The organism is Micromonospora sp. CPCC 206060 (genome assembly GCF_036906895.1).
GTDB lineage: Bacteria > Actinomycetota > Actinomycetes > Mycobacteriales > Micromonosporaceae > Micromonospora.
On sequence record NZ_JBAKHU010000026.1, the window covers coordinates 45,460 to 68,238 of the forward strand.

At 71.8% G+C, this 22,779-nt stretch carries 20 protein-coding genes; 8 read left to right on the forward strand and 12 right to left on the reverse strand.

The window, feature by feature from the left end:
* Positions 1 to 178 precede the first annotated feature (178 nt).
* The gene (gene lexA, locus V6U90_RS17805; RefSeq protein WP_442933607.1) at positions 179 to 970 is read left to right on the forward strand and encodes a transcriptional repressor LexA; all 792 of its coding nucleotides are present in this window, start codon (positions 179 to 181) and stop codon (positions 968 to 970) included.
* Positions 971 to 1,097: 127 nt separating this feature from the next.
* Here lexA and V6U90_RS17810 read toward each other — a convergent pair whose 3' ends face one another.
* Together V6U90_RS17810 and hflX are read right to left on the reverse strand one after the other, a co-directional pair.
* Positions 1,098 to 2,759 (reverse strand): hypothetical protein, encoded by a 1,662-nt coding sequence (locus V6U90_RS17810; RefSeq protein WP_334437547.1) that lies wholly within the window; start codon positions 2,757 to 2,759, stop codon positions 1,098 to 1,100.
* Between the two features lie 154 nt (positions 2,760 to 2,913).
* Positions 2,914 to 4,335, reverse strand: coding sequence for a GTPase HflX (hflX, locus tag V6U90_RS17815; protein ID WP_334437549.1), 1,422 nt, complete (start codon positions 4,333 to 4,335; stop codon positions 2,914 to 2,916).
* A gap of 254 nt (positions 4,336 to 4,589) precedes the next feature.
* Between hflX and V6U90_RS17820 the strand changes: the two genes are divergently transcribed.
* Positions 4,590 to 6,071 carry an NAD-dependent malic enzyme gene (locus V6U90_RS17820; protein ID WP_334437551.1) on the forward strand — a complete coding sequence of 494 codons (1,482 nt, stop codon included), beginning with the start codon at positions 4,590 to 4,592 and terminating at the stop codon, positions 6,069 to 6,071.
* A gap of 175 nt (positions 6,072 to 6,246) precedes the next feature.
* Here V6U90_RS17820 and dapF read toward each other — a convergent pair whose 3' ends face one another.
* From dapF to V6U90_RS17835, 3 genes are read right to left on the reverse strand one after another with little or no spacing between them, the layout of a single operon-like run.
* Entirely contained in the window at positions 6,247 to 7,098 is an 852-nt protein-coding gene (dapF, locus tag V6U90_RS17825) for a diaminopimelate epimerase (protein WP_334437553.1), read from the reverse strand.
* A gap of 7 nt (positions 7,099 to 7,105) precedes the next feature.
* Positions 7,106 to 8,062: a tRNA (adenosine(37)-N6)-dimethylallyltransferase MiaA gene (gene miaA / locus V6U90_RS17830; protein ID WP_334437556.1), complete on the reverse strand. Its 957-nt coding sequence runs from the start codon at positions 8,060 to 8,062 to the stop codon at positions 7,106 to 7,108.
* On the reverse strand, positions 8,059 to 8,895 hold the full coding sequence (locus V6U90_RS17835) for a class III extradiol dioxygenase subunit B-like domain-containing protein (RefSeq protein WP_442933608.1): 837 nt from the start codon (positions 8,893 to 8,895) through the stop codon (positions 8,059 to 8,061). Before V6U90_RS17835 ends, miaA begins: the two co-directional genes overlap by 4 nt.
* A gap of 265 nt (positions 8,896 to 9,160) precedes the next feature.
* Between V6U90_RS17835 and V6U90_RS17840 the strand changes: the two genes are divergently transcribed.
* Entirely contained in the window at positions 9,161 to 10,369 is a 1,209-nt protein-coding gene (locus V6U90_RS17840; RefSeq protein WP_334437561.1) for a DUF349 domain-containing protein, read from the forward strand.
* Positions 10,370 to 10,617: 248 nt separating this feature from the next.
* Here V6U90_RS17840 and miaB read toward each other — a convergent pair whose 3' ends face one another.
* On the reverse strand, positions 10,618 to 12,114 hold the full coding sequence (miaB, locus tag V6U90_RS17845) for a tRNA (N6-isopentenyl adenosine(37)-C2)-methylthiotransferase MiaB (protein ID WP_334437564.1): 1,497 nt from the start codon (positions 12,112 to 12,114) through the stop codon (positions 10,618 to 10,620).
* A 56-nt stretch (positions 12,115 to 12,170) separates the two neighbouring features.
* Here miaB and V6U90_RS17850 point away from each other — a divergent pair, with 56 nt between their 5' ends.
* On the forward strand, positions 12,171 to 12,416 hold the full coding sequence (locus V6U90_RS17850; RefSeq protein WP_334437567.1) for a DUF2277 family protein: 246 nt from the start codon (positions 12,171 to 12,173) through the stop codon (positions 12,414 to 12,416).
* A 73-nt stretch (positions 12,417 to 12,489) separates the two neighbouring features.
* Here the strand turns inward: V6U90_RS17850 and V6U90_RS17855 are convergent, their stop codons facing one another.
* Entirely contained in the window at positions 12,490 to 12,972 is a 483-nt protein-coding gene (locus V6U90_RS17855) for a hypothetical protein (protein WP_334437569.1), read from the reverse strand.
* Positions 12,973 to 13,271: 299 nt separating this feature from the next.
* Positions 13,272 to 14,255 (reverse strand): selenide, water dikinase SelD, encoded by a 984-nt coding sequence (selD, locus tag V6U90_RS17860; RefSeq protein WP_334437571.1) that lies wholly within the window; start codon positions 14,253 to 14,255, stop codon positions 13,272 to 13,274.
* Positions 14,256 to 14,467: 212 nt separating this feature from the next.
* On the opposite strand from selD, the gene V6U90_RS17865 reads away from it, so the two are divergent.
* From V6U90_RS17865 to V6U90_RS17880, 4 genes are all read left to right on the forward strand, one after another.
* Positions 14,468 to 15,214, forward strand: a complete 747-nt coding sequence (locus tag V6U90_RS17865; protein ID WP_334437573.1) for an amino acid ABC transporter ATP-binding protein — start codon at positions 14,468 to 14,470, stop codon at positions 15,212 to 15,214.
* A gap of 96 nt (positions 15,215 to 15,310) precedes the next feature.
* The gene (locus V6U90_RS17870; RefSeq protein ID WP_334437575.1) at positions 15,311 to 16,186 is read left to right on the forward strand and encodes a glutamate ABC transporter substrate-binding protein; all 876 of its coding nucleotides are present in this window, start codon (positions 15,311 to 15,313) and stop codon (positions 16,184 to 16,186) included.
* 39 nt (positions 16,187 to 16,225) lie between these two features.
* Positions 16,226 to 16,933, forward strand: a complete 708-nt coding sequence (locus V6U90_RS17875; protein WP_334437577.1) for an amino acid ABC transporter permease — start codon at positions 16,226 to 16,228, stop codon at positions 16,931 to 16,933.
* Entirely contained in the window at positions 16,930 to 17,904 is a 975-nt protein-coding gene (locus V6U90_RS17880; RefSeq protein ID WP_334437580.1) for an amino acid ABC transporter permease, read from the forward strand. The genes V6U90_RS17875 and V6U90_RS17880 overlap by 4 nt, the downstream gene beginning before the upstream one ends.
* A 289-nt stretch (positions 17,905 to 18,193) precedes the next feature.
* On the opposite strand, the gene rny is transcribed toward V6U90_RS17880, so the two are convergent.
* From rny to V6U90_RS17900, 4 genes are all read right to left on the reverse strand, one after another.
* Positions 18,194 to 19,969: a ribonuclease Y gene (gene rny / locus V6U90_RS17885; RefSeq protein WP_334437583.1), complete on the reverse strand. Its 1,776-nt coding sequence runs from the start codon at positions 19,967 to 19,969 to the stop codon at positions 18,194 to 18,196.
* A 592-nt stretch (positions 19,970 to 20,561) separates the two neighbouring features.
* Positions 20,562 to 21,287 carry a regulatory protein RecX gene (locus V6U90_RS17890; RefSeq protein WP_334437585.1) on the reverse strand — a complete coding sequence of 242 codons (726 nt, stop codon included), beginning with the start codon at positions 21,285 to 21,287 and terminating at the stop codon, positions 20,562 to 20,564.
* A 17-nt stretch (positions 21,288 to 21,304) separates the two neighbouring features.
* Entirely contained in the window at positions 21,305 to 22,351 is a 1,047-nt protein-coding gene (recA, locus tag V6U90_RS17895; RefSeq protein WP_334437587.1) for a recombinase RecA, read from the reverse strand.
* A 185-nt stretch (positions 22,352 to 22,536) separates the two neighbouring features.
* Positions 22,537 to 22,737, reverse strand: a complete 201-nt coding sequence (locus tag V6U90_RS17900) for a DUF3046 domain-containing protein (RefSeq protein WP_334437590.1) — start codon at positions 22,735 to 22,737, stop codon at positions 22,537 to 22,539.
* Positions 22,738 to 22,779 lie beyond the last annotated feature (42 nt).

Below are 22,779 nucleotides of genomic sequence, written 5' to 3' on the forward strand. Positions count from 1 at the left end.
TGTTCGGATGTCGAGCATGTTCATCCCGACACGCCGAACAACGTCGTACAGATGTTTGAATATGACCGATCCCACCTATACGGTCGGGAACAACCGGTGGCGGTCGAGTTTCCGACCCAACCGGGCAACGCCGCACCACGAGCCGCCGAGGCACAGCGTCGACCAGGGAGGACGGGACGTGTCGACCGACGACCGGACCAGCCGGCAGCAGCAGCCACCAAGCGCCGAGGCCGGCCCGCCGGCGGGCCGACGTCGCCCCGGACCCCGGCCCCGGGCCCGGACCGGCGAGCCGACCCTGCGGGCGGTCACCCCGATGGTGGGGTCCTTCCCCGAGCCGGCGACGGTCGACCTGACCGCGCGTCAGCGTCGCATCCTGGAGTTCATCCGGGACTGGGTGGAGCGCCACGGTTACCCGCCGAGTGTCCGGGAGATCGGTGAGGCGGTCGGCCTGGTCTCCCCGTCGAGCGTCGCCTACCAGCTCAAGGAGCTGGAGCGGAAGGGCTTCCTGCGGCGGGACCCGAACCGTCCCCGGGCGGTGGACGTCCGGCCGCCGAGCGACATGGTCGACGACGAGTTGAGCCGCTCCCAGCGCCCCACGCCGGCGTACGTGCCGATGCTCGGCCGGATCGCGGCCGGTGGGCCGATCCTCGCCGAGCAGTCCGTGGAGGACGTCTTCCCGCTCCCCCGCGAACTCGTCGGCGAGGGTGAGGTCTTCATGCTCCAGGTCAAGGGCGACTCGATGCTCGACGCGGCGATCTGCGACGGGGACTGGGTGGTCGTCCGGCAGCAGCCGACCGCGAACTCCGGTGAGATCGTCGCCGCCATGCTGGACGGCGAGGCGACCGTGAAGACCTACCGACGGCGCGACGGGCACGTCTGGCTGATGCCGCAGAACCCGGCCTTCGACCCGATCCCCGGCGACGACGCCACCATCATGGGGCGGGTGGTGGCCGTCCTGCGGCGGATCTGATCCGCCGCCCGGCCGTCGCAGCACCTCGACCGGACCCGCCCGGGACCGGGACACGTCCCGCCCGGGCGGTCAGCCGTCCGCTCCCCATGTGGCCAGCCCGGACGATCAGCCTCTCCCCGGTCCGGTCTCAGCGCTGGTCGTACCCGTTGTCCCGGTCTCCCCGGTAGTGCCGGGGTTCGCCGTACCGGCCACCCGGTTCACCGTCGTAACCCGACCGCCGGCCACGCCGTGGTTCCGCGCCGCCCCAGCCGGCCGGCTCGTCGGGCTGCTGGCGACCGCCGTGACCGGACCGGCCCCCGGCGTACCCGCTGCCGCCTCCGCCGTACACCCCGCCCCGGGGCCCGCCCCGCTGCGGGCCGTCCTCCGGGCGCCCACCGCCGTAGACCCCACCGCCGCCCTTGGGCCGACCGGCCGCCGGTGGCCGGGGCGGGGCGGGCGCCCGGCCGCCACCGCCGTAGACCCCACCGGCACCGGCGGGAGCGGCGCCGCCGTACACCCCGCCCCGGGCACCCCGGCCCGGCGGACGCTCGTCCCCCCGGCCACCCGGCGGCCGGTCGGAGTACCGGTCGTCGGCGCCGTGGCCGCGCTCACCCGGGCCGTAGCCCGGCTCGTCCGGGTCGTACCCGTCCCGCCCGGCGGCCCGGCCGCTCCGCCCGGCCGCCGGGCCGCCGGCGGTCGCCCGGCGCCGGGCGCGGACGATCCCGAAGATCCCGAAGCCGACCAGGATCGCCCCGATCACCCCGACCGCGGCGATCATGTACTCGATGTCTTTGATGGTCAGCTCATCCAGCCAGGACCTGCTGGCTACGGCCTTCTTCGGCGGGGCGCCACCGGGCCGGTCCGCCACCCCGCTGGTCGACGGGGTGTACGCCAGGATGTCGATCGGGTCGTCCTCGCCGAGCTGACCACCGTCGGAGACGGTCAGGAAGGTCTTGCCGTCCGGGGTGTAGGCGATGGCCTCGCCGAACGGGTCGGCCAGCGGCGTCACCCGGGGCTTGCCACTGCTGAGCGCTTTGACGATGTCGCCGTCCGGCACGTCGTACTCGAAGGCGTCGGCGTAGGTGCGCAGTACCACCCGCTTGCCGTCCGGGGACCGGGCGGCACCGGTGATCGCCACCCGACCCGGCCCCTGCATCACGTTCTCGGTGGTGGTCTTGGGCAGGGTGACCTCGCCGGCCTTCTTCATCGGGACCGGGTCCTCGTTGTTGGTCTTCAACGCGGCGGCCGGGACGAAGATCTCCGCCTTGCCGATGGTTTTGGTGATGATGACCGGGGTGTTGTCGTCGGCCATCAGCAGCGCCTCGGCGTCGTGCGGCTTGCGCTCCGGGTAGGCGAGCCGGTGCAGGGCGGGCTTCTTGGCCCCGCTCACCGGCATGCTCCAGAGCGCCACCCGGGCCCGCCGCTCGGTGCTGGTGATGTTGTCGCCGATGTCGGCGATCCAGAGCGTGCCGCCGTCCGCGGAGAGTGCGAGGTCCTCGGTGTCGAACGGCCCGTTCCCGGAGTACTCGACCGCCCTGGTGATCTTGCACTTGCTGTCCAGGAAGAAGATCCGCTTCCGGCTCGGCACGTCCGTACCGTCGTTGATCACCACATAACCGGTCTTCGTGCCCACCAGACCGGAAAGCTCCCGCAGCTTGCTGTCGGTGATCCCGCAGCGCTTCTTGCCGGCCGCCGGCACGCCACCCTGACCGGTCGGACCGGGTGTCGGAGCCGCCAGGGCCGCCGGGCCGGCGGTGAACACACAGGCGAGGCCGAAGGCAACCGTGACCGAGGAGACAGCGCGCCGCATCAGGTCAGTGTCGCATGCGCCCCAGCGGCCCTGCGGCACACCGCGATCTCCACCCGGACCCCGTCCCCACCGGCACGGCCGATCCCTCCCGACCCGGAATGGACCGGGCCGGAAGGGATCGGTTCAGGCAGGCGCGGGGGCCGTCCCGCTCCGGTCAGCTCGTGAACGGGGCCAACTCGGCCGCGAGCGCCTCGTCGACCCGGACGTGCAACTGGGTGCCCTCCGCGACGTGCGCGGTGCTGAGCACCTCGCCGCGCCGGTGCACCCGGGCGACCAGGTCACCCCGGTCGTACGGCAGGGTGGCCCGGACCTCCACGGCAGGCCGGGGCAGCCGCCCCTCGATCGCCACCCGCAGGTCGTCGATACCCCGCCCGGACCAGGCCGAGACAAAGATCGCCTCCGGCCAGGCCCGCTTGAGCCGCAGCAGCGTCTCCTCGTCGGCGGCGTCGGTCTTGTTGACCACCAGCAGCTCCGGCAACCGGTCGGCACCCACCTCGGCGAGCACCTCCCGCACCGCGCGGACCTGCTCCTCGGGATCCGGGTGCGCGCCGTCCACCACGTGCACGACGAGGTCCGCCTCGGCGACCTCCTCCAGCGTCGAGCGGAACGCCTCGACGATCTGGTGCGGCAGGTGCCGGACGAAGCCCACCGTGTCGGAGAGGGTATAGACCCGGCCGTCCCCCGTGGTGGCCCGTCGGGTGGTCGGGTCGAGGGTGGCGAAGAGCGCGTCCTCGACCAGTACGCCCGCCCCGGTCAGGCGGTTGAGCAGGCTCGACTTGCCGGCATTGGTGTAACCGGCGATGGCCACCGCCGGCACCGCGTTACGGAATCGCCGGGACCGCTTGGTCTGGCGTACCGTGCGCATGCCCTTGATCTCGCGGCGCAGCCGGGCGATCCGGGTGCGGATCCGCCGCCGGTCGGTCTCCAGCTTGGTCTCACCGGGACCACGCAGGCCCACGCCGCCACCGGCACCGCCGCCGCGACCGCTACCACCGGTCTGCCGGGAGAGGGTCTCACCCCAACCCCGCAGCCGGGGCATCAGGTATTCGAGCTGGGCCAGCTCGACCTGGGCCTTACCTTCCTTGCTCTTGGCGTGCTGGGCGAAAATGTCGAGGATCAGCGCGGTCCGGTCGACCACCTTGACCTTGGTGCGCTGCTCCAGGTTGCGCAGCTGGGACGGGGACAGCTCCCCGTCGCAGATCACCGTGTCGGCGCCGGTGGACACGACCACCGCGCCCAGGTCGTCGACCTTGCCCCGACCGATGTAGGTGGCCGGGTCGGGCCGGGTGCGCCGCTGGATCAGCCCCTCCAGCACCTGGGAACCGGCGGTCTCGGCCAGGGCGGCCAGTTCGGTGAGGGAGTTCTCCGCGTCGGTCACGGTGCCCTCGGTCCAGACCCCGACCAGTACCACCCGCTCCAGCCGGAGCTGCCGGTACTCGACCTCGGTGATGTCGGTCAGCTCGGTGGAGAGGCCGGCTACCCGGCGTAGCGCCTGGCGGTCCTCCAGCTCCAGCTCACCGGTGGTGGCGTCGAGGTCTTCGTCCGCCATCCGAACGAAGCTCTCCTGGTCTCGCAAGCGGGCCTCCTGTCCGTTTTGGTCCGTGTCGACCAATCCTGACACGTGCAAGCGCACGTCGCACCGCTATATTCCCCCATTCCGCCACGCCAAAAGATGCTCCGGTGGCGCGGCGGTCCGGGGCACGGGCGGGAGTTCGGAGCGCGATCCTGGTCGCACCACACGGGGCCGCATGCCAGCGCCGCAGGCACTGCGGGTAGAAAGGCCCATGCGGCGGTCAAGCGGCCGCAGCCCACCAACGACGGAGGGACCACGTGGCGATCACCCGACTGCCGAGTGCCGGATTCTCGATCACCATCCGGATCGCTGTGACCGCGGACGCCTCGGCGATCGGCCGGCTGACCACCTGCGTGGGCGAGGCCGGTGCCATCGTCACCGCCCTCGACGTGGTGGACTCCGACCCGAACCACGTGGTCGTCGACCTGACCTGCGACACCGCCGACACCGGCCACGCCGACCAGGTGGTCGCCGCGTTGACCGCGCTGGACGGGGTGGAGGTCCGCAAGGTCTCCGACCGGACGTTCCTGCTGCACCTCGGCGGCAAGATCGAGGTCGCACCGAAGGTGGCGCTGCGCAACCGGGACGAACTGTCCCGCGCGTACACCCCGGGGGTGGCCCGGGTCTGCCAGGCGATCGCGGAGAACCCGGCCGACGCCCGCCGGCTGACCATCAAGCGCAACACGGTGGCCGTGGTCAGCGACGGCTCGGCCGTGCTGGGCCTGGGCAACCTCGGGCCGGCCGCGTCGCTGCCGGTGATGGAGGGCAAGGCGGCGCTGTTCAAGCGCTTCGGCGGGGTGGACGCCTGGCCGGTGGTGCTGGACACCCAGGACACCGACGAGATCGTCAACATCGTCCGGGCCATCGCCCCGGCGTACGGCGGCATCAACCTGGAGGACATCGCCGCGCCGCGCTGCTTCGAGATCGAGGCCCGGCTGCGGGAACTGCTCGACATCCCGGTCTTCCACGACGACCAGCACGGCACCGCGATCTGCGTACTGGCCGCGCTTACCAACGCGCTGCGCGTGGTGGGCAAGCAGCTCGCCGACGTGCGGGTGGTGGTCTCCGGGGCCGGTGCGGCCGGCACGGCGATCATGAAGCTGCTGCTGCGCCAGGGGGTCGGCGACATCATCGCGTACGACCGGCAGGGGGCCCTGCACCGTGGGCTGACCGGGCTCAACCCGGCCTGGCAGTGGCTGGCCGAGCACACCAACCGGGACAACTACTCCGGTGACCTGGCCGGGGCGGTCCGGGGCGCGGACGTCTTCATCGGGGTGAGCGCGCCGAACCTGCTCACCGGGGACGACATCGCCACCATGGCGAAGGACTCGATCGTCTTCGCGCTGGCCAACCCGGACCCGGAGGTCGATCCCCGGGAGGCGCGCAAGTACGCGGCGGTGGTCGCGACCGGCCGCTCCGACCAGCCCAACCAGATCAACAACGTGCTCGCCTTCCCCGGCGTGTTCCGGGGCATGCTGGACGCGCACGCCGAGGAGTTCACCGAGGAGATGGCGATCGCCGCCGCACGGGCCATCGCGGACGTGGTCGGCGAGGAGAAGATCAACCCGACGGTGATCGTGCCGAGCGTCTTCGACTCCCGGGTGGCTCCGGCGGTCGCCGCCGCGGTACGTGCCGCCGCGCACTCCCCCGCCCCGCCGCCGGCCGCCGACCCGGGTCCGGCGGACCTGCCGGAGATCGCCGCCGGGGCCGCCGCCCCGACCGGACCGCTGGCCCGCTGACGCCCTGATCCCCGCGCCCGCCGCCCTGACCACCCCTCCGCCTGTCGATCATGGAGTTGTGGTGCCCCACAAAAGGGGCTTAATGCTGCAAAAGACCCACCACAACTCCATGATCGACGTGGGGTGGGGTGGGGTGGGTGGTGGGGTGGGGTGGGGGTGGGGTGGGGTGGGGTGGTCAGGGGCGCAGGGTGGCGGGGTCGACCTCACCGGTGGCGACCAGCACGGCCGGCCCGGCCAGCCAGCACGTCGTACCGTCCAGGGTGACCGTCAACCGGCCGCCCGGCAGGTCGACCGCGACCACCCCGGTGTCCCGCCCGGCGTCACGCAGCGCCACCGCGGCCACGGCACACGCGCCGGTCCCGCAGGAAAGGGTCTCCGCCGAGCCCCGCTCGTGGACCCGCATCGCCACCCGCAGATCCGCGCCGGGTACCGGCTCGGCCGGTACGGTGAACTCGACGTTCACCCCGGACGGGAAGACCGCCGGGTCGAACCCGGGTGCCCGGGTCAGGTCGAGACCACCCAACTCCAGCCCGGCGGACAGGGCGCAGACCAGGTGCGGGTTACCGCAGTCGACCACCGCACCGGGCAGGGTCAACGGGCCGAGGGTGGCCGTGCTGGCGTCGTACACCCGGGGCAGCCGCATCTGCACGGCGACCGTGCCGTCCCCGACCACCGCACGCACGACGCCGGCCCGGGTGGCGATCGGCAGGGTCGCGCCGCCGCCCGGCGCCGCCGCGAGGCCCGCCGAGACCAGGTAACGGACGAACACCCGGGCGCCGTTACCGCACATCTCCGCGAACGAACCGTCGGAGTTCCAGTAGTCCATGAACCACTCGGCGTCGCCCGCCTGACCGACCGCCTCCGGATGCTTGGCCGCCCGGACCACCCGCAGCACGCCGTCCGCGCCGATCCCCCGCCGCCGGTCGCAGAGCGCGGCGACCAGGTCGGCGGTCAACTCCAGCCGACCGTCCGGGTCGGGCAGGATCACAAAATCGTTGCCGGTGCCATGGCCCTTGGTGAACTCCACGCCCCCATCATCCCCGACCGGCGGTGACCAGGTGCACGGCGGCGTCGGCCAGGTCCGGTCGGGCGGCGTCCAGCCAGCGGACCGCCGGGTCGCGGCGGAACCAGGACCGCTGCCGGCGGACGAACCGGCGGGTGGCCCGGACCGTGTCCGCCCGCGCCTCGTCCTCGCTGATCTCCCCGTCGAGGAGGCGCAGCACCTGCTGGTAGCCGAGCGCCCGGCTGGCCGTCCGCCCCTCGCGCAGGCCCAGGTCGACCAGGTGCCGGGACTCGGCGACCAGCCCGTCGGCCCACATCCGGTCCACCCGTACCGCGATCCGCTCGTCCAGCACGGCGGTGTCCAGGTCGACACCGATCTGCACCGACGGATAGAACGACACCGGCTGCGGCAGCGCGGCGGTGAACGGCGCGCCGGTCAGCTCGATCACCTCCAGGGCGCGGACGATCCGCCGGCCGTTGCCGGGCAGGATGCGCGCCGCCGCCTCCGGGTCGGCGGCCCGTAGCCGCTCGTGCAGCGGGGCGGGACCGACCGCCGCCAGCTCCTCCTCCAGTACGGCCCGCAACTCCGGGTCGGTGCCGGGGAACTCGAACTCCTCCAGTACCGCGCGGACGTAGAGCCCGGAGCCGCCCACCAGCAGCGGCACCCGTCCCCGGGTCAGAATGTCGTCGACCGCCGCGCGGGCGTAGCGCTGGTACTCGGCGACACTCGCCGGCTCGGTCACGTCCCAGATGTCCAGCACGTGGTGCGGCACACCCTCCCGCTCGGCGGGGGTGAGCTTCGCGGTACCGATGTCCAGGCCCCGGTAGAGCTGCATGGAATCGGCGTTGACCACCTCACCGCCGAGGGCGTGGGCCAGGGCCAGGCTGAGCGCGGACTTGCCGGCCGCGGTCGGCCCGACCACCGCGACGACGGTACCGGTCGGACGGTCTCCGGCACCCTCCGCCGGCACCCCGGGACCGGTGCTCACCGGGCCGGCTCCCAACCGGCCACGAAGTAGGCCACCCCGTAGGGAGCGGCGTGGTAGCTGAGGTCGCCGCGCCAGGCACCGCCGGCGGCGCGTACCGCACCGGCGAGCACCTGCCAGGCGGACCGGCCGGCGACCTTCAACTCGGTGGCCAGTGCCGGGTCCAGGTCCAGCAGGGCGTCGCTGTCCGCGCCGGCCAGCGCGGCGGCCACCCGGTCGTCGTACGCCTCGGCACGCGGGTCGGCGTAGCCCGGGGACTTCTCACCCCGGCAGGCCGTCCCGTCCCCCATCACCAGCAACGCCCAGGGCAGGCTCGCCCCCAGCCCCGCGCCGAGGGCGGCACACCGTTCGACCGGTTCGTCACGGGCCACACTGACCATCCGGCAGCCCGCCCCGGGGCCGTCCGGTGCCGTCCGGTCCACCAGCCAGCCACCCACGAGCAGACTCAACGGCAGTCGTTCAGCGACGCCGTCCGGCTCGGCAGCTCCGGCCCGGTCGGCAACGCTGGCCCGGTCAGGAGTCCCAGCCCGGTCACGAGTCCCAGCCCGGTCAGGAGTCCCGGCCCGGTCGGCGACGCCGGCTCCGGGCTGCCGGCCGACCTCCACCGCCACCCGGGCCCCCCAGGGCGCGAAGGACCCCCGGTAGGGCGGGTCGAGGTGGGCGGTCCGTTCACCGGTACCGAGGACGACGATGCTGCGTGCCCCGGCGTCGTACAGCCGGGCGACGGCCGCGTCACAGGCGGCGCGGAGATCGTCGAGTTCACCCGCGGCAGACCCGGCGATCTCGGGCACGATCAGGGGCGGATGCGGGCAGACGGCGGCAGCGACCAGAGGCACACCGATCACGGTAGCGGGGTGGGTACCGGGCTCCGCCGTGTCCCCACCGTGTCCCCGCCGACGACGCCGCCGGTCGTCGGCGGTAACCGCTGCGGGTGGCGCACAGATCGGGCGGACACCCCCTAGGACACCGTATGGTCACGGTCGGCGATAGCCGCTCGACGGGGACCGGGTTGGACCTGTGACAATGCCGGGGGAAGTTTGCTGCGCCGTGGCGGCGATCGCGGGTTCCACCCGTCGACGCCGGGAGAACGAGGATGGGCACATGAGTGACTGGACGGCCTTCGGACGGGTGGACGCGGACGGCACCGTCTACGTCAAGACCGCCGAGGGCGAGCGGGTGGTCGGTTCCTGGCAGGCGGGAGCACCGGAGGAGGGTCTGGCCCACTTCGCCCGGCGCTTCGCCGACCTCGTCACCGAGGTGGACCTGACTGAGGCCCGGCTCAATTCCGGGGCCGCTGACGCGACCGGGTCGTTGAGCACCCTCCAGCGGATCCGGGCCTCACTGGCCGAGGCACACGTCGTGGGTGACATCGACACGCTGGCCGCCCGGTTGGACAAGCTGGTCACCGTCGCCGAGGAGAAGGCCACCGAGGCGCGGGCCGCCAAGGACGCGGCCCGGGCCGAGGCGCTGGCCCGTAAGACCGCGCTGGTCGAGGAGGCGGAGAAGCTGGCCGCGGAGTCGACCGGCTGGAAGACCGCCGGGGACCGGCTGAAGGAGATTCTGGACGAGTGGAAGACCATTCGCGGGGTCGACAAGAAGGCCGACGGTGAGCTGTGGAAGCGGTTCGCGACCGCGCGGGACGGGTTCACCCGGCGCCGGGGCGCCCACTTCGCGGCCCTGGACACCCAGCGCAAGCAGGCCCAGGCGATCAAGGAGGAGTTGGTCACCGAGGCGGAGTCGCTGAAGGAGTCCACCGACTGGGTGTCCACCGCCAACCGGCTCAAGGAGCTGATGACGCAGTGGAAGGCCGCTCCCCGGGCCTCCAAGGAGGCTGAGCAGAAGCTCTGGGAACGGTTCCGGGCCGCGCAGGACGCCTTCTTCACCCGGCGCAGCGAGGTCTTCTCCGCCCGGGACAACGAGCAGCGCGGGAACCTGGAGCGTAAGCAGGCGCTGCTGGCCGAGGCCGAGGCACTCGACGTCGAGGGCGACCCCAAGGGCGCCCAGGCGAGGCTGCGGGACATCCAGGCCCAGTGGCACGAGGCCGGGCGGGTGCCGCGCGAGGCCGCCGCCGGGCTGGAGCGCCGGCTGCGGGCGGTCGACGAGAAGGTACGCGAGTTGATGGACTCGGCGTGGCGGCGGACGGCGCCGGCCGACAACCCGCTGCTGGCCCAGATGCGGGACCAGGTCGCCGAGGCCGAGCAGCGGCTGGCCCGGGCGCAGGCCGCCGGGGACGCCAAGCGGATCCGGGAGGCCGAGCAGGCGCTCGCCGCCAAGCGGCAGTTCCTCCAGCTGGCCGAACAGGCAAGCTGAGGCATTCCACCGGATCCCCCTTCCGCCGCTCGGCGGGAGGGGGATCCGTTTGTCTGGGCCTTGTCTGTGCCAGGCCCGGGTAGCGGGCAGGCCGGCGGCAGCGTGGCCAGCATCCCGTACCCGTACAGCCTGGACACCGCCAGCAACGTCGAGTCGATCGTGACGGGCGGCGCCGGCGCCGGACGGATCTCGGTCTGATCCCGGAGGTGGGGGTCCGCCGGTCCCTGGCGGGCCCCCACGCACTACGGTCAGTCGCAGCCGCAGGCGCCGCCGGGTGCCGGCGCCGCGGCCGGCGCACCGATGGTGGGCAGGCCGAGCAGCACGCCCGGGGTACGCGGGGTGCGGCCGGCCTCGGCGGCGTCACCGGCCCGGGTCCGCCGGTGTGCCAGCGGCTCGCCGTCGGCGTTGAGGTGGTGCGGGGCGGCGTAGGTGACCACGGTGTGCACGATGTCCCCGGGACGGATCCGCCCGGCCAGGGATCCGGCGGCGAAGTGGACGAGGCGGCCGTCCCGGGCCCGGCCGGACATCCGGCCGGTGTGCTCGTCCTTGCGCCCCTCGCCCACGGCGACCAGCACCTCGACAGTCTCGCCGACCAGCTTCCGGTTCTCCGCCCAGGTGATCTCCTCGACACAGGCGATCAGCCGCTCGTACCGCTCCTGGACGACCTGCTTCGGAAGCTGGTCGGGCATGGTCGCGGCCGGGGTGCCGGGGCGCTTGGAGTACTGGAAGGTGAACGCGGAGGAGAACCGGGCCTCGCGGACCACGTCCAGGGTGTGCTGGAAGTCCGGCTCGGTCTCGCCGGGGAACCCGACGATGATGTCGGTGGTGATCGCCGCGTCCGGCATCGCCGCCCGGACCTTCTCGATGATCCCCAGGTACCGCTCCGACCGGTACGACCGGCGCATCGCCTTGAGTACGTCGTCCGATCCGGATTGCAGCGGCATGTGCAGCGAGTGGCAGACGTTGGGCGTCTCGGCCATCGCGGCGATCACGTCGTCGGTGAAGTCCTTCGGGTGCGGGCTGGTGAACCGCACCCGCTCCAGCCCGTCGATGTCACCGCAGGCGCGCAGCAACTTGCCGAAGGCGTACCGGTCGCCGAACTCGACGCCGTAGGAGTTGACGTTCTGCCCGAGCAGGGTCACCTCCAGCACGCCCTCGTCGACCAGCGCGCGCACCTCGGCAAGGATGTCGCCGGGGCGGCGGTCCTTCTCCCTACCGCGCAGCGAGGGCACGATACAGAACGTGCAGGTGTTGTTGCAGCCGACCGAGATCGACACCCAACCCGCGTACGTGGACTCGCGGCGGGTGGGCAGCGTGGAGGGGAAGACCTCCAGCGACTCCAGGATCTCCACCTCGGCGGCGGCGTTGTGCCGGGCCCGCTCCAGCAGCACCGGCAGCGAGCCGATGTTGTGGGTGCCGAAGACCACGTCCACCCAGGGGGCCTTGCGGACGATGTCGCCCCGGTCCTTCTGGGCCAGGCAGCCGCCGACGGCGATCTGCATCCCGGGATGCTTGTCCTTCACGGGGCGCAGGTGGCCGAGGTTGCCGTACAGGCGGTTGTCGGCGTTCTCGCGTACCGCGCAGGTGTTGAAGACCACCACGTCGGGGTCGGCGGAGTCGGCGGCCCGGACGTATCCCGCCTGTTCGAGCAGGCCGGAGATGCGTTCCGAGTCGTGCACGTTCATCTGGCAGCCGTACGTGCGCACCTGATAGGTACGCGGGCTGCCCGCGGCTGCGGTAGTCATGACCAGAACAGCGTATCCGGGCGACCGGATCACCGAAGAGGCAGAGGAGCCGTGCCATGTGCCGGAGCATCAAGACCCTGCGTGAGCCGTACACCAGTGCGGTGACCGATGCCGAGATCGAGGCTGCCGCGTTGCAGTACGTCCGGAAGATCTCCGGGTTCCGGGCGCCCGCCGCGCACAACGCCGCCGCCTTCGACGCGGCGGTCGCCGCGGTGGCCGACGCGACGCGGACCCTGCTCGCCCAACTGGTCGTACGCGGCGGTCAGTCCGCCGCGTCGTCGGCAGCGGCCAGGACGGAGTGACCAACTCCGACCGGTGGCAGCGGCCGGGGCGGACCGACCGGCTGGGCTGCTCCGGTCAGGCCGCTGCCGCCGGTCAGGCCGCGGCGAGCGCGGGGACCACCGAGTCGGGTGCCCAGCGCGAGCGGTGGCACTGTGACCAGCCCCGGCAGCCGGGGCTGGTCACCGTGCAGAGCCGCTGGTCGCGGAGCAGTTCGCCGTCGTCGGTGTCGGCCACGTCGAAGTGCACCGGGCGGATCGTGCCGTCGGTCGCCACCAGCAGATGCCGGGTCGCATCGAGGGTGTCGTCCCGCAGCAGGCCGGACCGGCCGAGCCGGCGGGCCAGCGCGGCGACGGCGCGCAGCTCGACCAGCTCGTCGGGCACCCCGTAACAGTCGACGACGGTGGGAAACTCGCCGGGGACGTGCCAGATGTCGCAGAGCACGGCATCCGCCGGCAGCCGACCGGGGTCGGCGGCGGCCAGCGGCAGCACCGGCCGGCCGAGCACGGCGGCGAGGGCCGACCAGACCTCCTCGGCGGCGACCCGGTCGTCGATTCTCCAGTTCCACAGCTCGGTCATGCCGTCTCCTCGCTGCGCGCAGTCAGGGCCTCCGGAACGGGCCTCACTGATGATGGTGACGGGCGATTCCCGCCAGGAAGGGGCAAGTTACCGGTCTGTGACCATTTCCGACAAAAAGCCGACCCGCGCTGCCGCTGCTGGCGCCGCTGCCGCTGCCGTCGGTGCCGTGTGGGTGTCGGTGCCACTGCCATGGCGGTGCGTCGCCCGACCAGCCGACGCTCTGGGTAGTCGGAAGATGACAGTTTATCGGGTACCCGGCAGATCACCGCACGCCACACCGACCACCTCGGACCGGACCCTCACCGCACCACCACGCGATGCTCACCCGCCGACACCAGTTCCCCGATCACCGTGCCGCCCGGGATCTCCCCGGCCACCAGCAGCCCGCCGGAGGTCTGCGCGTCGGCCAGCAGCAGCCGCTCGACCTCGTCGAGGCCACCGAAGTCGGTCCACGGCGTGACCCAGTCCAGGTTGCGTCGGCTGCCACCGCTGACGTACCCGTCCCGGGCCGCCGCACGGGCACCGTCCAGGTAGGGCACCCGGGCCGGATCGAGCACGGCGGTCACCCCACTGGCCCGGGCCAGCTTCGACACGTGCCCGAGCAACCCGAACCCGGTCACGTCGGTACCGCACCGCACCCCGGCGGCCACCGCCGCCCGGGCCGCGTCGGCGTTCAAGGTGGCCATCGCCGCCACCGCCGCCGGGAAGGTCTCGCCGGTGGCCTTGTGCCGGGTGTTCAGCACGCCGATCCCGAGTGGCTTGGTCAGCGACAGCGGCATCCCGGGGCGCCCGGCGTCGAGGGTGATCACCTGATCGGGGCGTACCGTGCCGGTCACCGCCAAGCCGTACTTCGGGCCGTCGTCGTCCACGCTGTGCCCGCCGGCCAGGTGACAGCCGGCCAGCGCGGCCACGTCGTACCCGCCGCGCAGCACCTCGCGGGCCAGTTCCAGCGGCAGGACGTCCCGGGGCCAGCAGAGCAGGTTGAGCGCGACCAGTGGGGTGCCGCCCATGGCGTACACGTCGGAGAGCGCGTTGGTCGCGGCGATCCGCCCCCAGTCGTACGGATCGTCCACCACCGGGGTGAAGAAGTCGGCGGTGGCGACGATCCCGGTACGCTCGTCCCACCGGACCACCGCGGCGTCGTCGCCGTGGTCCAGTCCTACCAGCAGGTCGGCCCCGCCGGTCACCACCAGACCGGCGACCATCGCCTCCAGTTCACCGGGCGGGATCTTGCAGGCGCAGCCGCCACCCCGGGCATACCGGGTCAGACGTACCGGTTCCATCGCGCACTCCTTCGTCGGGACGGGACGATCGGGTCCATAGTGCGAGTCGCGGCTGCTTCCGGCAGTAGGGGGCCCAGAGTCTGCGACAGGTGGGACCGGTGTTACCGCTCCGTGACCATTCGACTTGCGTTCTGACATCTCGGCCCGCCTAGAGTTGCCCCCAACCAGAGGTCAAACCGACCTCGCCAGCATCGACAGGACGGTGGACGACGGTGTCGACGGGCGAACCGCTCATCGTGCTCGAAGCAATCAACAAGTGGTTCGGACCGCTGCACGTACTCCACGATGTCTCGCTCTCGGTCGGCAAGGGCGAGGTGGTCGTGGTGATCGGACCGTCCGGTTCCGGCAAGTCGACGCTCTGCCGCACCATCAACCGGCTCGAACCGATCGACTCCGGGACGATCACCTTCGACGGCCGGCCGCTGCCCGCCGAGGGCAAGGCCCTCGCCCGGCTGCGCAGCGAGGTCGGCATGGTCTTCCAGTCGTTCAACCTCTTCGCGCACAAGACGATCCTGGAGAACGTCACCCTGGGGCCGGTCAAGGTCCGCAGGGAGAAGCCGGCCGCCGCCCGCGAGCGCGCGATGGCCCTGCTCGACCGGGTGGGCATCGCCAACCAGGCGGAGAAGTACCCGGCCCAGCTCTCCGGCGGCCAGCAGCAGCGCGCGGCCATCGCCCGCGCCCTGGCCATGCAGCCCAAGGCACTGCTCTTCGACGAGCCTACCAGCGCGCTCGACCCGGAGATGGTCGGTGAGGTGCTGGACGTGATGACCTCGCTGGCCCGCGAGGGGATGACCATGGTCGTGGTGACCCATGAGATGGGCTTCGCCCGGCACGCGGCGAACCGGGTCATCTTCATGGCCGACGGGCAGCTCGTCGAGGACGCGCCCCCGGCCGAGTTCTTCGCCAACCCGCGCAGCGAGCGGGCCCGGGACTTCCTGTCGAAGATCCTCACCCACTAGATCCGTACGACAGGTCCACCACCATCCATCCGACGCAGCAGGCGTCCGTTGTGGAGCGCGTCGCCCGGCGGGCTCCGTCGAAGAAGGAGTAGAGGAATGCGTATCAAGCGCGTAGCGGCGCTCGCCGTCGCCGCCGCCCTGTCCGTCGGGCTGGCCGCCTGCGGTGGCGACAGCGACGAGGGTACCGGCGCCGGCAGCAAGTCATTCGCCGCCGGCAGCACCATGGAGAAGCTGAACAAGGCCCAGAAGATCAAGATCGGCACCAAGTTCGACCAGCCCGGCTTCGGCCTGAAGGGCCTGTCGGGCAAGCCGGAGGGCTTCGACGTCCAGGTCGCGAAGATCATCGCCAAGGAGCTGGGCATCCCGGAGGACAAGATCGAGTGGGTGGAGACGCCGTCCAAGGTCCGTGAGGACTCGATCGTCAACGGCACCGTCGACCTGGTCGCGGCCACCTACACGATCAACGACAAGCGCAAGGAGCGGATCGCCTTCGCCGGCCCGTACTACGAGGCCGGGCAGAACATCATGGTCCGCAAGGACGACAGCTCGATCACCGGGCCGGACTCGTTCAAGGACGGCACCAAGAAGGTCTGCTCGGTCGTCGGGTCCACTCCGCTGGAGGAGATCAAGAAGCACGTCAAGGACGTCGCCACCCAGGTGGTGCCCTTCGACACGTACGACAAGTGCCGGGACGCCCTCAAGCAGGGCCAGGTGGACGCGGTCACCACGGACAACGTGATCCTGCTCGGCTACATCGCCAAGGACGAGGCGTCGTTCAAGATGGCCGGCGACAACTTCACCAAGGAGCCGTACGGCATCGGGGTGAAGAAGGAGGACACCGACTTCCGCAACTTCATCAACGACACGCTGGAGAAGGCGTTCGCTGACGGTAGCTGGAAGAAGGCGTGGGACGACACCGCCGGCAAGTTCGGCGCGACCCTGGGCAACCCGCCCACCGTCAACCGGTACTGACGACGAGCTGATCTGGAGAGTGGGGAGGAAGACCGACCCGTGAATGTACTCATCGACCGGTTCGACGTTTTCGCGGGCGGTTTCTGGCTCACCTTCCAGATCTGCCTACTCGCCGCGATCGGCGCCCTGATCCTGGGCGCCGTCGTGGCGGTGCTCCGGATCTCGCCGGTGCCGCCGCTGCGGGCGGTCGGCACCGCGTACGTGACCGTCTTCCGCAACATGCCGCTGACCGTGGTCATGTTCTTCGCGGCCTTCGGACTGCCCGCGCTCGGCTCCAACGCCGACTTCCTGCGGATCCCCGGTCTGGACCAGGTGTTCAGCCGGCTCGGCACCGACCTGCCGTACTTCCGCTTCGCGTTGATCGCGCTGGTGCTCTACACCGCGGCGTTCGTCTGCGAGGCGCTGCGCTCGGGGGTCAACGCGGTACCGCCGGGGCAGGCCGAGGCGGCCCGCTCGCTGGGCCTGACCTTCGGCCAGAACCTGCGCCACGTGGTGCTGCCGCAGTCCTGGAAGGCCTCCGTGGTGCCGCTCGGCTCGGTCATCATCGCGATGATCAAGAACTCGGCGCTGGTCGGGTTCTTCGGCGTGGTGGGTGACCTGTCCCAGTCCGCCGACCAGCTCACCTCGGCCGAGGGGTACGCCTTCATTCCCGTCGCCATCGGCATCTCGATCGGATACCTGATCATGACCGTGCCTCTCGGTGCGCTCCTTGACCGGCTGGAGAAGCGACAGGCGGTGGCCCGATGAGCCAGCAGACGAGCGTCCTCTACGACGTACCGGGGCCACGGCAGCGCCGGATCACCTGGATCAGCAGCATCCTCGCGACGGTGCTGGTGCTCATCGGCGCGTACTTCCTGATCTACCGCCCGCTGGACGACAACGGGCAGTTCTCGATGGAGCTCTGGGGTCCGCTGGTGGACCCGTCGAACGAGAACTTCCCGCTGGTGTGGGAACGGATCGGTGCCGGCTTCCGAAACACCCTGATCGCGGCGGGCCTGGCCATCCTCGCCTCGCTGGTGGTCGGCACGCTGCTGGCGGTACTGCGGATCCAGCTCAGGAGCCTGACCGCCCGGCGGTTCACCGGGCTGGCCGCGCCGCTGGCGTACCCGCTGCGCGGGCTGAGCGCGCTGCTGGCGGTGGTCACCCGGGTCTGCGTCGAGGTGTTCCGGGGCCTGCCCGTGGTGCTCACCATCTTCTTCGTGGCCCGCGGCTTCCCCGAGTTCGGCATCTCCTTCGACGCGCTGTGGTACCTGGTCATCGGCCTGACCATCTACAACTCGGTGGTGATCGCCGAGATCCTGCGGTCCGGCATGGAGGGGCTGCCCGGCGGGCAGGCCGAGGCCGCCGCGGCGGTCGGTCTCTCCCCGTTGCAGACCACCCGGTTGATCCTGCTGCCGCAGGCATTCCGGATCATGCTGCCGGCGCTGATCAGCCAGCTCGTGGTGGTCCTCAAGGACACCTCACTCGGCTTCATCATCGCCTACGAGGAGACCCTGAGCATCGGCAAGCAGATCATCGGCGCACTGGGCAACCCGATCCAGACGTACCTGATCATCGGGGTGCTCTTCATCGTGGTGAACTACTCGCTGTCGAAGCTGGCCCAGTACGTGCAGCGCCGGCTCGCCCGGGGCCGCAAGACCGCCGGCACCCCGGCGCAGAACCCGCCGCCCGCCGCGCTCACCGCGCAGGCGGAGGCGAGCGGCGCCGGCGGGATCTAGCGACCCGTTCCCGCCGCACACGGTGGCCGCCCCGGAGAACCGGGGCGGCCACTGTCGTTTCCGAAGTCGTTGCCGAGGTCGGCCACCGTCCTCGCGCCGTCCTCGCCGGGGGCAGCCACCATCATCCTCGCGCCGTCCTCGCCGGGGGCGGCCACCATCGGCCGTTGCGGGGCCGGCCACCCCGTCGTTGCCAGTGCGGAACGTCGCATTCCGGCTGCCGGCCCAGAGCCGCCGCAGCGAACCCGTCCCGATGCGTAGACGGAGCAGCTCGACAGCCGGCAGGTCGCCCTCAGCGGGCGATCTCGGTGACCCGGGACTCGCGGACCACGGTGACCCGGATCTGACCCGGGTAGGTCAGCTCCTCCTCGATCTGCTTCGCCACGTCCCGGGCGAGCACGGCCGCGCCGATGTCGTCCACGTCGTCCGGCTTGACCATCACCCGGATCTCCCGGCCCGCCTGCATGGCGAAGACCTTCTCCACGCCGAGCTTGCCGGCGGCGATCTCCTCGATCCGCTCCAGCCGCTTGACGTACGCCTCCAGGCTCTCCCGCCGTGCCCCGGGGCGTCCGCCCGAGCAGGCGTCCGACGCCTGGGTCAGCACCGCCTCGATGGTCTGCGGCGGTACCTCGTTGTGGTGCGCCTCGATGGCGTGCACCACCTCTTCACTCTCGCCGTACTTGCGGGCCAGGTCGGCACCGATGATCGCGTGGCTGCCCTCCACCTCGTGGGTGAGCGCCTTGCCGATGTCGTGCAGGAAGGCGCACCGCTTGATGGTCGGCGCGTCCAGCCGCAGCTCGGCGGCCATGATCCCGGCGATGTGTGCGGTCTCCACCAGGTGCTTGAGCACGTTCTGGCCGTACGACGTCCGGTAGCGCAGCCGGCCGAGCAGGCTGACCAGCTCGGGGTGCATCTCGGTGATCCCGACCTCGACCAGCGCGTCCTCCGCCGCGCGCTGGCAGAGCTGCTCCACCTCCTGCCGGGCGAGGTCGTAGACCTCCTCGATCCGGTGCGGGTGGATGCGCCCGTCGAGCACCAGCTTCTCCAGGGTGAGCCGGCCCACCTCGCGGCGAACCGGGTCGAAGCAGGAGAGCAGCACCGCCTCGGGGGTGTCGTCAATGATGAGGTTGACCCCGGTGACCGACTCGAAGGCGCGGATGTTGCGCCCCTCGCGGCCGATGATCCGCCCCTTCATCTCGTCCCCGGGCAGGTGCAGGACGCTGACCACACTCTCGGCGGTCTGTTCGCTGGCGACCCGCTGGATGGCGTCCACCACGATGTGCCGGGCCCGCTGGTCGGCGGTCTCCCGGGCGTCCGACTCGATGTCCCGGACCAGCAGCGCGGCCTCCCGCTTGGCCTGGGTCTCGATCGACTCGATCAGTTCGCTCCGGGCGGCGTCGGCGGTCAGCCCGGCGATCCGCTCCAGCTCGCGGCGGTGCTGCTGCTCCGCCTCGGCCAGCGCCACCTCCCGCTCGGTGAGCGCCGCCTCCCGGGCGGCCAGCGCGGCGTTCGCGGCGGTGAGCTGCCGTTCCCGCTCGGCAAGTCGCTCGACCTCCTCGGTGTGCAGCCGCTCCCGCTCGTCCATCCGCTGGGCGCGGCGTTCCACCTCGACGGCCTGTTCCCGAGTGGTGGAGGCGAGCAGGGCCACTTCACGTTCCCCGCTGCGCCGGGCGGCGGCCCGGACCTCCTCGGCGTCCGCCTCGGCCTGCCGGTGGGCCCGTTCCAGCACGGTGTCCGCCTCGATCCGGGCGGTCTCCAGTACCCGCTTGGCCTCCGCGCGGGCCGCGTTCGCCTCCGCCTTGGCGGCGGCGGCCTCGGCCCGTGCCGCAGCGGCGGCGGACTTCGCCACGTCGACCGTGGAGTTCGCCTCGTCGGCTGCCGACCGCAGCGCCGCCAGGGACTGTTCCTGCCGGTCCTTCTCGGCGATGAACGCCGGATCCTCAGGCAGCGGAGCGCCCGCCATGGTGCGGATCTGCCGCAGCGTCCGCGCCCCGACAACGACCGCTCCGATGACGACGACCGCCAGGAGGGTCACCACCGCGAGCATCGCCACATCGAACGCGCTCATGCCGTTACCCCGCCCGGCCATGCACCGTTATTGATGTCGACCCACCCGGTCATGGGCGCCTCCCCTCCACCGTCCGCGCCGAAGCGCGCCCTGCGGCTGTAGTCGCCCGACCGAGGCGGCTGGCCGTGGGTAGGTGCCCGCGGGCGACGTCGATGACGTCACCTGCGGCCGGGTGCAGTTGTCACATGAGCACCGGACCGGCCTGTCCCGCGCTCACGTCAAGGGCCACTGAGCTGGCCAAAGTGTTGCCGTACTGTTATGCGATCTATGTTGTGCGCTTAGCCTGCGATGGTCGGGCAAATCCAGCCTGTATGGCGAGGCTAGGTCGCGTGGGCCGTTCGGTCAAGAACTCATGATCGAATAGGGGTGGAGACCGAGGGCCAACGCGCCCTTACCCAGCGTGCCAGGAAACTTCGCAGACGGCCAGAAATGGTCCACGCGAGCCGTCCGGGGGCCGTCGGGTAGACCCGGACGGGAACCCTCCCCAGGCGGCCGTGGCGGCGGACCAACGGGGTACGGACGGGCCGGCACGGGATGGCCCCAACCGGCCCCCGCACCGAAGCGGCCGCCACCGTCCGCCGGAGCGTGACCGCTACCGGTCCGGCTCCCCCTCGGCATCCGCCAGCGCGTCCGCGTCGATCTGCGCGGCGAACTCGGCCGTCTCGGCGCTCTGCGCGGCGAGGGCGTCCCGGACCGCCCGGATGGCCACCCCGGGCGGGTAGCCCTTCCGGGCCAGCATGGCCACCATCCGGCGGAAGACCGCGTCCGGCTCCCCCCGGGCGCTGCGGAGCTTGCGGTCAACCAGGGAGCGGGCGGTCTCCGCCTCGGTCTCCTCGTCCAGCTCGCCGAGGGCCTCGCTGGCGACCTCCCCGTCGACCCCCCGCTGTCGCAGCTCGTTGGCGAGTGCCCGGCGGGCCAGTCCCCGGCCCGCGTGCCGGCTGGTGACCCAGGCCCGGGCGAACGCCGCGTCGTCGATGATGCCGACCTCGTCATAGCGGTCGAGGACCTGCGCGGCGACCTCCTCGGAGATCCCCCGCCGGGCCAGCGCGGCACCCAGCTCGGCGCGGGTACGCGGCCGGACCGCGAGCTGCCGCAGGCAGATCTCCCGGGCCAGCTCCGCCTCGTCCCGGGGTGACGCCGGCGGTTCCCCCGGGTCCGCACCATCGATGTCCGCCCCGTCGACGCCGTCCGGGCGCCGGCCGCGCCCGGTGGCCGCCGCCCCGTCGGCGCTCCGCCGGGACCGGCGCGCACTGGTGCCACCTGCGGCGGGCGGCGCGGCATCCCAGCCACGCCCCGCGCGGGCGCCCCGTCGTCCCACCACCGCTACGCGACCGGTCAGAAGTCGACCGGCGGCAGCTCAGGGCCACCGGCGGCGTCGCCGGCACCCACGCCCACGCCCAGCTTCTCCAGGATCTTCTTCTCGATCTCGGCGGCCACGTCCGGGTTCTCCCGGAGGAACTCGCGGGCCTTCTCCTTGCCCTGACCGAGCTGGTCGCCCTCGTAGGTGTACCAGGCGCCGGACTTGCGGATGATCGCCTGCTCCACGCCGACGTCGATCAGCGACCCCTCGCGGGAGATGCCCTTGCCGTACATGATGTCGAACTCGGCCTGCTTGAACGGAGCGGCGACCTTGTTCTTCACGACCTTGACCCGGGTCCGGTTACCGACCACGTCGGTGCCGTCCTTGAGGCTCTCGATGCGGCGGACGTCCAGCCGGACCGAGGCGTAGAACTTCAGCGCCCGACCACCGGTCGTGGTCTCCGGGCTGCCGAACATCACGCCGATCTTCTCGCGGAGCTGGTTGATGAAGATCGCGGTGGTGCCGGTGTTGTTGAGCACGCCGGTGATCTTCCGCAGCGCCTGGCTCATCAGCCGGGCCTGGAGGCCGACGTGGCTGTCGCCCATCTCGCCCTCGATCTCGGCCCGGGGCACCAGGGCGGCCACCGAGTCGATCACGATGATGTCGAGCGCGCCGGAGCGGACCAGCATGTCCGCGATCTCCAGGGCCTGCTCACCGGTGTCCGGCTGGGAGACCAGCAGCGCGTCGGTGTCGACGCCGAGCGCCTTGGCGTACTCCGGGTCGAGCGCGTGCTCCGCGTCGATGAAGCCGGCGATGCCCCCGGCCCGCTGCGCGTTGGCCACCGCGTGCAGTGCCACGGTGGTCTTACCGCTGGACTCCGGCCCGTAGATCTCGACGACCCGGCCCCGGGGCAGACCACCCACGCCGAGCGCCACGTCGAGCGCGATGGAGCCGGTCGGGATGATGGCGGTCTGGATGACCGGCCGCTCACCCAGCCGCATCACCGAGCCCTTGCCGAACTGCTTGTCGATCTGAGCGAGAGCAAGGTCGAGTGCCTTCTCCCGGTCAGGCGCTGCCGCCATGGTTGCCACCCCTGCCTTCGCCGGCGTCTTTGCTGAGCTTCTAGTCACGCGGGACACGCTAGGCGTTGGGTCCGACAGAAAACCAGCCGGCCGGCCCTGACCTGTGGATGAGCGCCCCGCTGTGGACAATAGCCGAACAGGTGTACGACAGCGACAGCGACACGCGCAACGCCGGGAACCGCAGCTCAGCGCAGTCGGGCCGGCACCCGGTCCGGGTACGCCGCGCACACGGCCCGCCACACGACGTGGGTCTCCTCACCGGCGGCGAGCGCCTGCTCGACGGTCCGTCCACCGAGCTGCGCGAGCACCTGGTCGCTGGCGACGCTGACCGCGTAGCCGGGGCCGAACGCCTCCTCCAGCCGCTGCCAGAAGTCGGTCAACCGCACCTACGTCCTCCCTCGTCACCAGGCGGCCGGGAGCAGCCGCCG